This is a genomic window from Mucilaginibacter sp. Mucisp73, from assembly GCF_059491465.1.
On record NZ_CP168507.1, the window covers coordinates 6302855 to 6315448 of the forward strand.

The following is a 12594-nucleotide window of genomic DNA, read 5'->3' on the forward strand; positions in this document are numbered from 1 at the left end:
CCGATTTTTATTTGATGATTTCACCGATTAGTTTGATTTTGAAGAATGGTTTGATCTATCGACTCTTGAGCAAGTAGCCTGTCAGGACGAATCAAATCAGTGCAATCAATACAATCTTTGTAATCACAAATAAATAAAAGCTTATCTCGAAAAGTCGGGTGTTGTTATGACTTTCGCTTATCTGTCCGGGCGCGTAATTGCTGCCTGGTAGAATGTAGCACCTTGTGAAGCACAGGTTGCTAAGACATCGCAGGGTCTAATCCCTCCGTCTTTCTCCATAAGCAGTGCAAAGTTGCGCAATAAAGTTATCATTTGCAAGTGTATAACGTACGCTAAATATCATACCTAAGCCACATTGTTAAACAAAAAAAGCCGCCTTTTGCGGAGGCAGCTTTATGATTGAATTTCTTAATGAGATTATCTTCTTCTACCGAATAAACGGAGGAGCATAAAAAACAGGTTGATCAGTGTGATGTACAATGTTAGCGCACCCATCAGGGCCAGTTTTTTCGAGCTTGCATCACCGTATTCAATACCTGCTCCAATGCGTTTTAACATTTGCATATAGTAGGCAGTTAAACCAGTAAATACAGCTATGCCTATGTAGCTGATGATGTAACTCATTTGTTCGCTGTGCATAAAGAAGTTAGCTAATGAAGCTACAAAAATCCCAATGAACAGGATGTACATGATTGAACCAAACTTGGTTAAATCCATCTGAGTAGTATAACCGGCAATGCCCATAATACCGAAAGTTACTGATGCGGTAATGAAAACACCTAATATTGATGCAGATGTGTAGATCAGAAATATCAAACTTAAGCTGATGCCAATAAGCGTTGCATAAGCTACGAAAAGCAGCACCAATACCGGATAAGAGATACGGTTATAGCCAAATTGCATTACCAACGAAAACGCCAGTGGCGAAAACAGGGCAAAGTAACCAAAACCTGTAAGACCGCCGGTTGGTGCAACGATCAGGCTGATCAGGCCCATATTTAAAAATAGATAAACTGTTATTGCTGATACGCCAAGCGCAACGAACATCCAGCTGAAAACACCGGCCATAAACCTGCGTGAAGCAACTTCTGATTGATCCCTAACTTCGATTACATTATCGTAGTTGTATTTAGATTCTTTAAATTCCATTTTGTGTTAAAAATTATAGTACGAATATATAAATAAAAGGTGAATGCTTTGTGAAGAAGCGAGACTGTTAGAACCAAGATGCGAGATTTTTTTAGTGCATGCCTTCCTGGTTCTCGAATCTTGACCTCTTGACTCTGTAGCCCTCAATTCAATCTCCTCATCAGCTGCTCTTCCACCTTTTTGAAAACCTGTATGGGTTTCAGGGTGCGCCAGCCAAGGCTATCGAGTTCGCCGCCAAAATTGATGTAATAGTCGATATTGCTGTGTTTAAATTCGTCTATCACGTGTTCGCGGAAGTTGATGCCTGCTATCCAGCCGTCTTCCACGTCCTGAAACCACTCTTCGTAATAGCAATCATCGCTTGAATGAAAGTTGAGTACGTTTTCGCCGATCAGGATAAAATGAGTGATGCCATTATCTATCATCAGGTCGAGCAGCTCACGCTTCAGCAGCATGATGTCGTTATTAATGGCGTCATTCCATTCACCTATCAGCTCAATAATAGTGTAGCCTTTATCATAATCGGCAAAAAGCACTTTTAAATAAAGTGTATTGGAGCCGAATGAGTCCCATTGCGGGTGCAGCAGGTAATTGTATACCTGCTTGTCAAATTCAAACTCGCTGTATTCTGTCGCATAGAAAGGCGAAAACTCATCTTCTGATGCCACGTAATCGTCTCTCCAGCGGTAATATGGTTCAATATCGTGCATGTTTTTGATTTCAAATTGTCTGAACCCGAATTTTTTGAATTTGAGAATTTATCGAATACAAGCATCTTCAAATTTCCAAATCAACACATCTTCAAATTCAGTTTATTTTTTTAAATAATGATCAACAGCGCTTCGTACGCTGCCGTATTGTTTCAGTAACCCGGCTGCTTCTTCTTCGTTCAGCCCGGTTTCGTCCATTACCATGCGGGTGCCCCTGTTCACCAATTTGTGGTTGCTCAATTGCATATCAACCATCCTGTTCCCTTTTACGCGGCCAAGCTGGATCATTACGGTTGTGCTTAGCATATTTAAAACTAATTTTTGCGCCGTGCCTGCTTTCATGCGGGTTGACCCTGTTAAAAACTCAGGGCCTGTTACTACTTCAACCGGGTACTGTGCCACAGCCGCTACCGGACTGCCGCTGTTACAAACAATGCAGCCGGTAACTATATTGTGCTCATTAGCCGTTTTCAAGCCACCGATCACATATGGCGTAGTGCCCGAAGCGGCGATGCCAACAACCACGTCTTTATCATTAATGTCAAAAGCCTCTAAATCCTTCCAGGCCTGTACAGCATCGTCTTCAGCAAATTCTACCGCTTTGCGGATCGCGCCATCGCCGCCTGCTATCAAGCCCACCACCATATCAAACGGAACGCCGAATGTGGGTGGGCATTCCGATGCATCAACCACACCTAAACGGCCACTGGTGCCGGCGCCTATGTAAAATAAACGTCCGCCGTTTTTCATCCTTTCTGCGGTGATAGTTGCCAGGGCTTCTATCTGTGGCAATGCCTTTTCCACAGCCAGCGGAACCGTTTTATCCTCGTTATTAATGTTTTCTAAAATTTCCCTTACGGTCTGTTTTTCGAGGTTTTTATAGTGCGATTCTCTTTCGGTGGTGGTTTCCATAGCCTATTTTCAAATAATTTATAACAAAATTCGGTAAAAATCATCAAATGCAAGGGTGCGGGTAAAAATTATTGACCCTGCAATTATTAACTTTGTGTGTAATAAGTTATGAAGAGGACCGCGGGTGTAATTTTCCGGACAATAATCCTGCTGCTGGTAGGGGTGATGATAGGCCAGGTGCTTAACAAGGATTTTGCCGCGCGTAACCTTGGCTTCTCCTTTGTGAGTAATAGTAAAATAGCAAAGGTGCTGCAACTGGTTGACCGCAACTATGTTGACAGCGTTAATATCGATAGTATTGAAGGTGTATCGGTAAATAACCTGCTTCAAAACCTTGATCCGCATTCGCTTTATTTACCGCAGCAGCAGGCGCAATCCATTAATGAACGGTTAGACGGTGGTTTTAACGGTATCGGTATCGAATACCAGTTACTTCGTGATACACTGATCATTACGCAGGTTTATGCCGGCGGTCCGGCCGAAAAAGCGGGCTTACTGGTGGGCAGTAAGGTGATCAATGTTGACGATAAAAAGTTTTCGGGCAGCAAGCTAACAGCCACCCGTATAAATAGCGTTTTCAGGGGCGAAAAAGATGCTGAAATAAAACTGAGTGTTGTGCCTCCGCTGAGCAAAGATTTAAAAACACTTACGGTTAAACGGGGACACGTTGACCTGAGCAGCGTTGATGCCGCCTATATGGCCGATGCTAACACCGGCTATATCAAGATCAGTAAATTTTCGGCCACTACCGACCTCGATTTCAGAAAGGCTTTAACGGCGCTAAAAGTTGACGGTATGAATAAATTGCTGCTCGACCTGAGAGGCAATGGCGGTGGGTACCTTAATGCTGCTACTTCATTAGCCGATGAGTTTTTAACTGATGGAAAGCTGATAGTTTATACCAAAGGTATTCACGAGCCCCGCACTGATTACTTTGCCACCGATTCGGGCATGTTTCAGAAAGGGAAACTTACCGTGCTTATTGATGAATATTCGGCCTCGGCCAGTGAGATTTTAGCTGGGGCCCTGCAGGACCTTGACAGGGCTACTATTGTTGGTCGACGATCATTTGGTAAAGGCCTGGTACAGCAGCAGTTTGCTTTTGACGATGGTTCGGCAGTGAATCTAACAGTGGCCAGGTACTATACTCCTTCGGGCCGCTCTATCCAGAAATCATACAAAAACGGGGTTGACAGTTACCGCAATGAACTTGCCCAGCGCATGCAAAAAGGCGAACTTTTTTCAGAACAAACCAACCTTAATGATAGTGTTTTTAAAGGTAGCCCATCATTTCATACTTCAAGCGGCCGCAAAGTTTTTAGCGGCGGAGGCATTATGCCCGATGTTTTTGTACCGGCGGATACCAGCAAATTCACCCCGCTTATCCAGGACCTGAGCCAGCAGCAATTATTTACCGCTTACGTTGTTGACCGCCAGCAGCAATTGCTTAAAAAATACCCGACTGAAGCTGAGTTTTTAACTCAATATGCCGTTAGTAATGACGAGGTAGATAAATTTATACTGTATGCCTCGCAAACCATTAAAGAAATGGATTCGCACGAAGTACAGATCTCCAGGGAGCCGATAAAAACAATCCTGAAAGCCCAAGCGGCCCGCTTTAAATGGGGTGATAACGCCTACTTTAAAGTGATCAACACCGATGATGTAACCTTTAAAAAAGGGTTGGAGCAGTAGATGATTTAAGCTCAAATAAAAAACATTTCAATAGGGTAGGGAATAAGTAGGGTGAGGATAAAAAGAAATCGTCCATACCTTGCAAAGAAACCAACTATCTTCAAGGCTTGATTTATGAAAAATTTAAACTCGAAAGATGATTTTGTACAATTCATGTCTTCATTGATCAATGACTTGAAAGATAACCCTGATAAATGGGAAAACAAGTCTTTGTTAGATTACCTTGAGGGAATCCAAAGTTGGACCGATGACATGGAAGGCTATTATCTGAATAACAACCTCCCAGTTCCCGAAAATGTAAATTGGGGCGTTTTTGCCGACATCCTCACTGCCGCGAGAGTTTACGAATAAGTATTTATTGGGTTGAAGTGCCCTGAAACTGGTGCTGGAAATTTTTTGTTGCAACCAATATACAGCGCTTTGCTTATTCATGGGAATGACAATCGCTTTTAATTTTATTCTTTTCCCACCAGAAATACCTCATTAATCAATTCCAAATTTGCTATAACACCTGCCATTGTGCCGCTATTAACTGCATTGGCTATGGAGCGAACGCCCGAAGCGCTGTCGCCCGCGGCATAAACGCCGGGTACCGTTGTTTTTTGCTGTGCATCAACCTGGATATGGCCCTGATCGGTAAATGAGCAGCCTAATTGTAATGCAATATCACTGTGTTGCACAAATGGGAGCCTCGCATATAATGCTTTAAGTTTTATTTCGGAGCCGTTTTGCAAATGGATGGTAGTTATCTGGCCGTCATGATGATCAAACGCTGCTATTTCCCCCTCAATAATTTGTATATTATTATGACTGATAATGGATTGCTGATCTCCTGTCAAAGTTGATTTTCCGTTAGTGAACAGAATGAGATCTTTTGTCCAGTTTGAAATAAGTTTGGTCAGCTCAAAAGCCATTTCGCCGTTAGCAAATATGCCTGTAGGCTGATAACCGTATTCATAACCATGGCAATAGGGGCAATGAATAATCGATATTCCCCAGCATTCGGCGAACCCGGGAATATCGGGCATTTGGTCTTTAATACCGGCAGCAAGGATAATTTTCTTTGCGCTGAATGTTTCACCGGATATTGTACTAACCTCAAAGCCCTTAGTTATTGGTGTACATTGAGTGGCCTCACTATGGAGCAGCGTGATAGTTGGGTATTTTAAAGTTTGTTCACGGGCAATAGTCAAAATCTCGTGCGGGGTTTGACCATCGCGGGTAAAAAAATTGTGTGAGTGTGGCGTTTGGCGGTTGCAGGGCATGCCACTATCAATAATTAATACTTTACGCATGGCACGGCCCAAAGCCATGCCTGCAGATAAACCGGCGCTGCTGCCGCCGATAATGATCACATCAAAATCCTTCATATGATATTGCGGTTAATTATGGATAAAGGTAAATGACAAAAACACAAAATGCAACCATGTTGCATTTTGTGTTTTTAAACTGACAAAGTAGAATGGCCGGCTGGCTAAAGAAATGCCAATTGCGCCGGTATTTTATTTTTTATTGGTTTTGTTCAGTGTTAATAATCCGTTGAAATAGGATAATAGTTTTCGGTTATCATCCTGAATGTAGGCCACCGGATAATCGTAATTCATAAAAGTAACCTTCCAAACTTTGGCAAAATGAGGCTGGTCAGGCGTATCCGGCGTTAGGTTGTAATACCCGAACTCCGCATTAAGGCATGATGATTCATTAACGCGGTTATCAATGGTATAGCCATCTTTTTTAAAAGCATTAATAAAAATTTTACGTATTTGGGGCAGCGGAGCCGTTGCTGTAGTATTCAGGCTAAGTGTGCCATAGCGCCGGCCAATGGTAGTTGAAAAAACCTCGTTCCTGAAATGATAGCCTATTCCCGAATTAAAAATGGGCAAACCTTTGCTTTCTTCATAAGCTATAACATGCTGGTAGATATTAAGCGGCCCATTATTGCTTATGCTATCGTTTAAAATAACTCTATATATCACCAGGCCGTTAACCGGGATATTATTTTTTTGCAGGAGCTTAATAGCCGCTGCCAGCTCAACTTTATTGCTGTCGCTATAATCACGTTTAACACGACTGATGCAGCCATTATCTTCTCCGCCGGTAGATGATAGCTCACCTTTTTTGCATGCCGTAAAAGCAGCCAGTACTATTAGTACTAAACAGTAAAACTTTTTCATGAAGTGTAAAGCATTGAGGTTTAGTGGTATTACGGAGAGGGAGATGGAAACGTAACAACCAGGGGGGAAAAACGTCATTGCGAGGAACGAAGCAATCGCGGACTAAGCAGGGCGTACCTTCAAATAGGAGATTGCTTCGTGCCTCGCAATGACGCGGTGGTGAAACTTTGTAAGTCTGTATTTGATAGATCAAATTCAAGGTAATCCTCAAATCCTAAAAATCAAGGTCCTTATTTCTGCCTGAACCATACCTGCACCGGGGCGCCCGAAAAATCAAAATTTTCGCGGAGTTTATTTTCGATAAACCGATAGTAAGGCTCCTTTACATATTGCGGCAAATTGCAGAAAAAGGCAAACATTGGCGAAGTGCCGGCAATTTGGGTAATGTATTTTATTTTAACGTATTTACCTTTAATTGATGGTGGCGGGTAGTTTTCGATAATTGGCAGCATTACCTCGTTTAGTTTTGAAGTAGGGATCTTACGGGCGCGATTTTGGTAAACCTGGTTGGCTACATCAATCACCTTTAATACCCTTTGCTTTTCGGTAACTGAGGTAAATACAATAGGCACATCGGTAAAAGGGGCTATCTTATCGCGGATCTGCTCTTCAAAAACCTTGATGGTTTTGCTATTCTTCTCAATCAAATCCCATTTATTCACCACAATTACTACGCCTTTTTTGTTCTTTTCGGCCAGGTGAAAGATATTGATGTCCTGCGATTCAAAGCCTTCAACCGCATCAATCATTAGGATAATTACATCGGCTTCTTCCAAAGCTTTGATGGTGCGCATTACCGAGTAAAACTCAATGTTTTCCTTAACCTTGGTTTTTTTACGCATCCCGGCAGTATCTATCAGCATAAAATCATGACCATACTGGTTATAATGGATATGAATAGAGTCGCGGGTGGTACCGGCAATAGGGGTAACTATGTTACGGTCTTTACCGATAAGTGCGTTAATGATAGATGATTTACCCACGTTAGGGCGACCAACAATCGCATATTTAGGGCGGGTGTTTTCTTCCAGTACTTCGTCTTCAAAGTGTTTTACCACTTCGTCGAGCAGTTCGCCGGTACCTGAGCCGGTCATTGATGAAATGCTGTAGATTTCGCCAAGGCCGAAGCTATAAAACACCATAGCATCGGCAACCTGGTTGTTATTGTCCAGCTTGTTTACTACCACAAAAACAGGTTTATTGCTTTTGCGCAGGCGGTTGGCAATCTCATCGTCCAGATCAGTAATACCAGTTGTAACATCAACAACAAAAAGGATCACTGAAGCTTCTTCAATGGCAATATCAACCTGCTCGCGAATGGCGGTTTCAAAAACATCGTCGGAATTGGCTACATAGCCGCCTGTATCAATAACGGTAAAATTGTGGTTAAGCCACTCGGCAACGCCGTAATGCCTGTCGCGCGTGACACCGCTAAAGTCATCAACAATGGCCTTGCGGCTTTCGGTTAAACGGTTATATAATGTTGATTTGCCTACGTTGGGCCTGCCCACAATGGCTACTATGTTACTCATTTTGTTTGGATTTGAGATGTGAGATTTGAGATATGAGACCGGGTTTCATATTCATCCAAAATCAACATCAAAATTAATGCTTTATAAACAGAGCGAAAGATTTTATCTTAAATCTCCCCTCCTAATTTCAATATCTTAAATTAAAGTTTTAAAAATAGAGAGCGTACATTTCTCAAATCTCACATCTCAATTCTCATATCTTAGCCCTCGTACCCGAATTGTTTGAGGTAATTCTTTTTGGTACGCCAGTCGGGGATCACTTTTACAAACATTTCCAGGAAAACTTTTTGCTGAAAAAAGTCTTCCATGGCGCGGCGGGCATAGGTGCCGGTAATTTTTAACATTTCGCCGCCTTTGCCTATGATGATGTTCTTTTGCGATTCGCGCTCAACAATAATTTCTGCGCTGATACGGTAAAGCTTTTCGCCCTCTATAAAGGCGGTTACAATAACCTCGGTGCTGTACGGAATTTCTTTTTTGTACTGTTTAAACACCTGCTCGCGGATCATCTCCGAGGCGAAGAAGCGGTCATTACGGTCAGTTAGCGCATCTTTTTCGTAATAAGCGGCATGCTCCGGCAGGTTTTCGATCACGAAATCCATAATGGCCTTAATGTTGTGGCCATGCAATGCCGATATAGCGAAGATGGCTTTCGGGTTTAATTTTTCCTGCCAAAACTCGACCTTCTTTTTTACGGTTTCTTCATCGCTTTGGTCAATTTTGTTGATGAGTACGGCAAGGGGCGCTGATGAACGCTCCAGTTTTTTAAGAACGTCTGCTTCATCATATTCCTCATAAATGTCGGTAACCAGTAAAATAAGGTCGGCATCAACAATAGAGCCGTCAACCTGGTGCATCATGCTTTCATGCAGGGCGTAGTGCGGTTTGATCACACCGGGGGTATCCGAAAACACGATCTGGTAGTTTTCATCATTCACAATACCCAAAATTCGGTGGCGTGTAGTCTGCGCTTTGGGGGTGATGATGGACATTTTTTCGCCCACCAGCGCGTTCATAAGGGTTGATTTCCCTGCGTTGGGTTTACCTATTATACTTACAAAACCTGCCTGATGAGCCATAAAAAAATAATTAAAAATATATTTGGACTGCAAAGAAACGAATTATATCTTTGCAGTCCAATTAAAACGGAGTGCAAATTTGCATTTTGATAATTGGAAGCACCTTTCCGGGGTTATGGCCGGATCTCAAATATATAGCACAAATACAGTGCGGGATGGAGCAGTTGGTAGCTCGTCGGGCTCATAACCCGAAGGTCGTAGGTTCGAGTCCTGCTCCCGCTACCCATAATCCTTGTAATGAACTGAATATCAGGAATTTACAAGGATTTTTTATTTTACCACGGTGCAATATGCGGTGCAATTTTCAATCAATTTTCACAAGTGGCTTTTGCATTTTGCCAGTAGATTAGGAATCTATATTCATTTTTATAACGTTGACGCTATATGGCAAGGCGTTAGAAATCGCAAATAAAGTTAATAAAAAAGAAAGCGACGATGCGGTCGTTGACGTCTTCAATAAAGTTGAATACATCAATCCTGTCAAAAAGTCGATGTTCGTTGTTTTGCAGATCGCCAAGTTTATACTTCTTAAATCAAGTTATTTGTATTTATTTTAAACAAGAGTAATATTGCATAAAACTGACAGTAAAATTACCATATCAACAATATATGGTGTTGTTTATTGAGTTTATTTATTATATTTGCAATATAATTTGCTGCCCGCAAGATAGCAAACTTTACAAAGTTTTGTTTTTGGGTATTACAGAAATTTACGATTTGAACTTTCGGATAGTGTTTTCTGTATATTTTGTAATCTTCATTCCGATGCAATTTTTCTATATCTTGCCTCATTTTTTACCCCGCTTTTTGGTGTGGAGATTCTGATGAACGTGACCACTCCAATCCGGCGCAAGCTGACCACCCATTCCGGGCGAAACTGACCACCTGATTCCGGGGCAAATTGACCACCGCAAACACGTAGCAAATGCTGTAAAAGAGACCATCTTTTGAGGGCAAAGACACCTTCCTAAGCATGGCCAACTTAACAATCAGCATGAGTAAGATCAGAAAGATACTAAGGATGTACAGCCAGCAGCGGCCATTAATGACCATCGCTGCCCAGGCCGATGCATCGAGAAACACGGTAAAAAAGTATGTAGCAGCCTTTAAAGCAACCGGCTTTACCTTTGATGAGGTTAACGCGTTGAATGACCAGGAACTGGAAGATTTGTTCGGAAAGTCCAAAGAACACCCGCCTAACGCGCGTATGCAGTCCATGCTACGCTGCTTTCCTCACGTGGATAAAGAGCTGAAAAAGACCGGCATGAACCGGCAAATACTATGGGAGGCTTATTACAAAGAGTTTCCTGATGGCTATCTGTACAGCCAGTTTTGCTTTTATTATAACCAGTGGAAGGCCAGGGTTAACCCGACTATGCACATGGATCATAAGGCTGGGGATAAGCTATACGTCGATTTTGCGGGTGAAAAGATGAGTATCACCGATAAGGATACCGGGGAGATCACACCTGTAGAGGTTTTTGTAGCTATTTTGGGCGCAAGCCAGTTAACCTATGTTGAGGCTGTAATGAGCCAGCAGAAGGAAGACTTTATTGCGGCCTGCGAGAACACCCTGCACTTTATCGGCGGCGTCCCTGCCGCCATTGTACCAGATAACCTGAAGGCCGCCGTAACCAAAAGCAGCCGCTACGAACCCACCCTGAACGAAACATTTGAGGACTTTGCAGATCATTACGGAACGACTGTATTACCAGCTCGGGCATACCGCCCTCGTGATAAAGCATTGGTAGAAGGTGCGGTAAAGATTATTTATACCAAGATATACGCACCATTAAACAAACAGGTGTATCATTCTTTAACGGAGCTTAATGCAGCAATCTGGCAGACCCTTGAAGTTCATAACACCCAGATGCTCAAAGGCCGTAACTACAGCCGCAGGTTACAGTTTGAGGAGATCGAACGCAGTGCGCTTGCTCCATTACCCGCCCTGCGTTACCAGTTCAAGAAGCAATTCGATAGTAGGTGATCAAGAACGGCCATGTTAACCTCGGCCCTGACAAGCATTATTACAGTGTGCCTTACCGCTTTATTGGCAAGCGGGTCAAGTTATTATACTCCCGCACGACGGTAGAAGTGTACTATAACTATGAGCGCATCGCCCTGCATAAGCGCAATAAAAACCCCTATGGCTATACTACGGATAAGGAGCACATGGCCAGTACTCACCGCTTTAAAAGCGACTGGACGCCGGATATGTTCCTGGATTGGGCAGCCTCCATCCACGAGGATGTAAGGCTGTATATCCTTCAAATACTGGAGCGCAAGCAGCACCCGGAACAGGCTTATAAGTCTTGCTCATGGGGTGCTTGGCTTTGCAAAAAGCCGGGAACGAAAGGCTGACCATTGCCTGCCAGCGAGCATTGAGCTACGGTGTGTATAACTATAAAACGATACAAACCATACTGGAAAACAAGATGGACAACTACGAGGAAAGCTTATTTGCCGATGAGCTGCCGATGCCAGATCATGGCAATATCCGGGGAGAAGACTATTACAAATAACTATTTAAAACAACAATAACATGAACACAAGCACCTTAGACAAACTGCGGAAGATGAAGTTCTTCGGCATGTTCCATGCCTTTAAAAGCAGCATGGAAACCGGTAAAACAAATGATTACACAGCAGACGAACTGCTGGCACACCTATAGTAGAAGCCGAGTGGGACGACCGTCAGAACAGGCGTATTGATCGTACCATCCAGTATGCCAAGTTCCGCTATAAAGCTGCTATAGAGGATGTTCATTACCATGCAGATCGGACAATCGACCGTAATCAGATCATGCGTTTGGCAGACTGTACGTTTATTGATCGCTTTGAGAACCTACTGATAACCGGCAGTACCGGTATCGGTAAAAGCTATGTGGCTTCTGCTATCGGCCACCAGGCCTGCATATTGGGCTACCGGGTACTATATACCAGCACGCCCAAGCTATTCGCTAAACTGAAGATGGCAAAGGCGGACGGTTCCTATATCAAGGAGCTGGCTAAGCTGGAAAGAACACAAGTGCTTATACTGGATGACTTTGGGATACAGCCTTTTGATGCACAGAGCAGAGCCGCATTAATGGAGATCATAGAGGACCGGCATGGCAAGACTTCTCTGATCATTACCTCACAGTTGCCGGTCAGTAAATGGTTCGAGGTGATCGGTGAAAAAACGATTGCTGATGCTATACTTGACCGGATCGTTCATGATGCACACCGCATCGAGTTAAAAGGGGAATCTATGAGAAAAAAACGCAGTATCGAACCGGTAAACAGCCTCTAATGAAATTGCCTTTTAAATAACTATTTTTGTACACGCTTTTACAGCGTTTGCT

At 43.0% G+C, this 12594-nt stretch carries 12 protein-coding genes, 1 tRNA gene, 1 pseudogene and 1 riboswitch; of the genes and pseudogenes, 7 read left to right on the plus strand and 7 right to left on the minus strand.

All coding sequences use genetic code 11. The features are described 5' to 3' along the window. Nucleotides 1–174 precede the first annotated feature (174 nt). Nucleotides 175–284: riboswitch (SAM riboswitch) on the minus strand. Nucleotides 285–417: 133 nt separating this feature from the next. The 3 genes from ACEN82_RS26215 to murQ form a co-directional block, all read right to left on the minus strand. Beyond that, nucleotides 418–1149 carry a Bax inhibitor-1/YccA family protein gene (locus ACEN82_RS26215; protein WP_413322560.1) on the minus strand — a complete coding sequence of 244 codons (732 nt, stop codon included), beginning with the start codon at nt 1147–1149 and terminating at the stop codon, nt 418–420. 143 nt (nt 1150–1292) lie between these two features. After that, on the minus strand, nt 1293–1859 hold the full coding sequence (locus ACEN82_RS26220; protein ID WP_274985676.1) for a hypothetical protein: 567 nt from the start codon (nt 1857–1859) through the stop codon (nt 1293–1295). 102 nt (nt 1860–1961) lie between these two features. After that, nucleotides 1962–2771, minus strand: a complete 810-nt coding sequence (murQ, locus tag ACEN82_RS26225; RefSeq protein ID WP_413322559.1) for an N-acetylmuramic acid 6-phosphate etherase — start codon at nt 2769–2771, stop codon at nt 1962–1964. 108 nt (nt 2772–2879) lie between these two features. Here murQ and ACEN82_RS26230 point away from each other — a divergent pair, with 108 nt between their 5' ends. Next, nucleotides 2880–4466 (plus strand): S41 family peptidase, encoded by a 1587-nt coding sequence (locus tag ACEN82_RS26230; protein WP_413322558.1) that lies wholly within the window; start codon nt 2880–2882, stop codon nt 4464–4466. Between the two features lie 114 nt (nt 4467–4580). Next, complete coding sequence (locus ACEN82_RS26235; RefSeq protein ID WP_188834108.1) at nt 4581–4817, plus strand: DUF7660 family protein; 237 nt, start codon at nt 4581–4583, stop codon at nt 4815–4817. A gap of 104 nt (nt 4818–4921) precedes the next feature. On the opposite strand, the gene ACEN82_RS26240 is transcribed toward ACEN82_RS26235, so the two are convergent. The 4 genes from ACEN82_RS26240 to era all read right to left on the minus strand — a co-directional run bounded on the left by ACEN82_RS26240 (nt 4922) and on the right by era (nt 9251). Beyond that, nucleotides 4922–5836, minus strand: a complete 915-nt coding sequence (locus ACEN82_RS26240; protein WP_413322557.1) for an NAD(P)/FAD-dependent oxidoreductase — start codon at nt 5834–5836, stop codon at nt 4922–4924. Between the two features lie 132 nt (nt 5837–5968). Continuing rightward, nucleotides 5969–6640 (minus strand): hypothetical protein, encoded by a 672-nt coding sequence (locus ACEN82_RS26245; RefSeq protein ID WP_413322556.1) that lies wholly within the window; start codon nt 6638–6640, stop codon nt 5969–5971. Between the two features lie 230 nt (nt 6641–6870). Then, nucleotides 6871–8172, minus strand: a complete 1302-nt coding sequence (der, locus tag ACEN82_RS26250; RefSeq protein ID WP_091173447.1) for a ribosome biogenesis GTPase Der — start codon at nt 8170–8172, stop codon at nt 6871–6873. Nucleotides 8173–8372: 200 nt separating this feature from the next. After that, entirely contained in the window at nt 8373–9251 is an 879-nt protein-coding gene (era, locus tag ACEN82_RS26255) for a GTPase Era (protein WP_112656184.1), read from the minus strand. 149 nt (nt 9252–9400) lie between these two features. Here era and ACEN82_RS26260 point away from each other — a divergent pair. The 5 genes and pseudogenes from ACEN82_RS26260 (at nt 9401) to istB (ending at nt 12542) form a co-directional block, all read left to right on the plus strand. Further along, nucleotides 9401–9477 (plus strand) — tRNA-Met (locus tag ACEN82_RS26260). A 768-nt stretch (nt 9478–10245) separates the two neighbouring features. Further along, nucleotides 10246–11238, plus strand: a complete 993-nt coding sequence (gene istA / locus ACEN82_RS26265; RefSeq protein ID WP_495644040.1) for an IS21 family transposase — start codon at nt 10246–10248, stop codon at nt 11236–11238. Next, nucleotides 11235–11612 (plus strand): Mu transposase domain-containing protein, encoded by a 378-nt coding sequence (locus tag ACEN82_RS26270; protein ID WP_495644041.1) that lies wholly within the window; start codon nt 11235–11237, stop codon nt 11610–11612. Before istA ends, ACEN82_RS26270 begins: the two co-directional genes overlap by 4 nt. 32 nt (nt 11613–11644) lie before the next feature. Beyond that, complete coding sequence (locus tag ACEN82_RS26275; protein WP_495644042.1) at nt 11645–11773, plus strand: hypothetical protein; 129 nt, start codon at nt 11645–11647, stop codon at nt 11771–11773. Nucleotides 11774–11793: 20 nt separating this feature from the next. Beyond that, nucleotides 11794–12542 (plus strand): annotated as a pseudogene (gene istB / locus ACEN82_RS26280) (IS21-like element helper ATPase IstB). Nucleotides 12543–12594 lie beyond the last annotated feature (52 nt).

Excerpts from the sequence above, each read along its gene's own strand:
- ACEN82_RS26215 (WP_413322560.1), bottom strand. The coding sequence starts at position 1,149 with ATGGAATTTAAAGAATCTAAATACAACTACGATAATGTAATCGAAGTT.
- istA (WP_495644040.1), top strand. The coding sequence starts at position 10,246 with ATGAGTAAGATCAGAAAGATACTAAGGATGTACAGCCAGCAGCGGCCA.
- ACEN82_RS26245 (WP_413322556.1), bottom strand. The coding sequence starts at position 6,640 with ATGAAAAAGTTTTACTGTTTAGTACTAATAGTACTGGCTGCTTTTACG.
- murQ (WP_413322559.1), bottom strand. The coding sequence starts at position 2,771 with ATGGAAACCACCACCGAAAGAGAATCGCACTATAAAAACCTCGAAAAA.
- der (WP_091173447.1), bottom strand. The coding sequence starts at position 8,172 with ATGAGTAACATAGTAGCCATTGTGGGCAGGCCCAACGTAGGCAAATCA.
- ACEN82_RS26235 (WP_188834108.1), top strand. The coding sequence starts at position 4,581 with ATGAAAAATTTAAACTCGAAAGATGATTTTGTACAATTCATGTCTTCA.
- ACEN82_RS26240 (WP_413322557.1), bottom strand. The coding sequence starts at position 5,836 with ATGAAGGATTTTGATGTGATCATTATCGGCGGCAGCAGCGCCGGTTTA.
- ACEN82_RS26220 (WP_274985676.1), bottom strand. The coding sequence starts at position 1,859 with ATGCACGATATTGAACCATATTACCGCTGGAGAGACGATTACGTGGCA.
- ACEN82_RS26230 (WP_413322558.1), top strand. The coding sequence starts at position 2,880 with ATGAAGAGGACCGCGGGTGTAATTTTCCGGACAATAATCCTGCTGCTG.
- era (WP_112656184.1), bottom strand. The coding sequence starts at position 9,251 with ATGGCTCATCAGGCAGGTTTTGTAAGTATAATAGGTAAACCCAACGCA.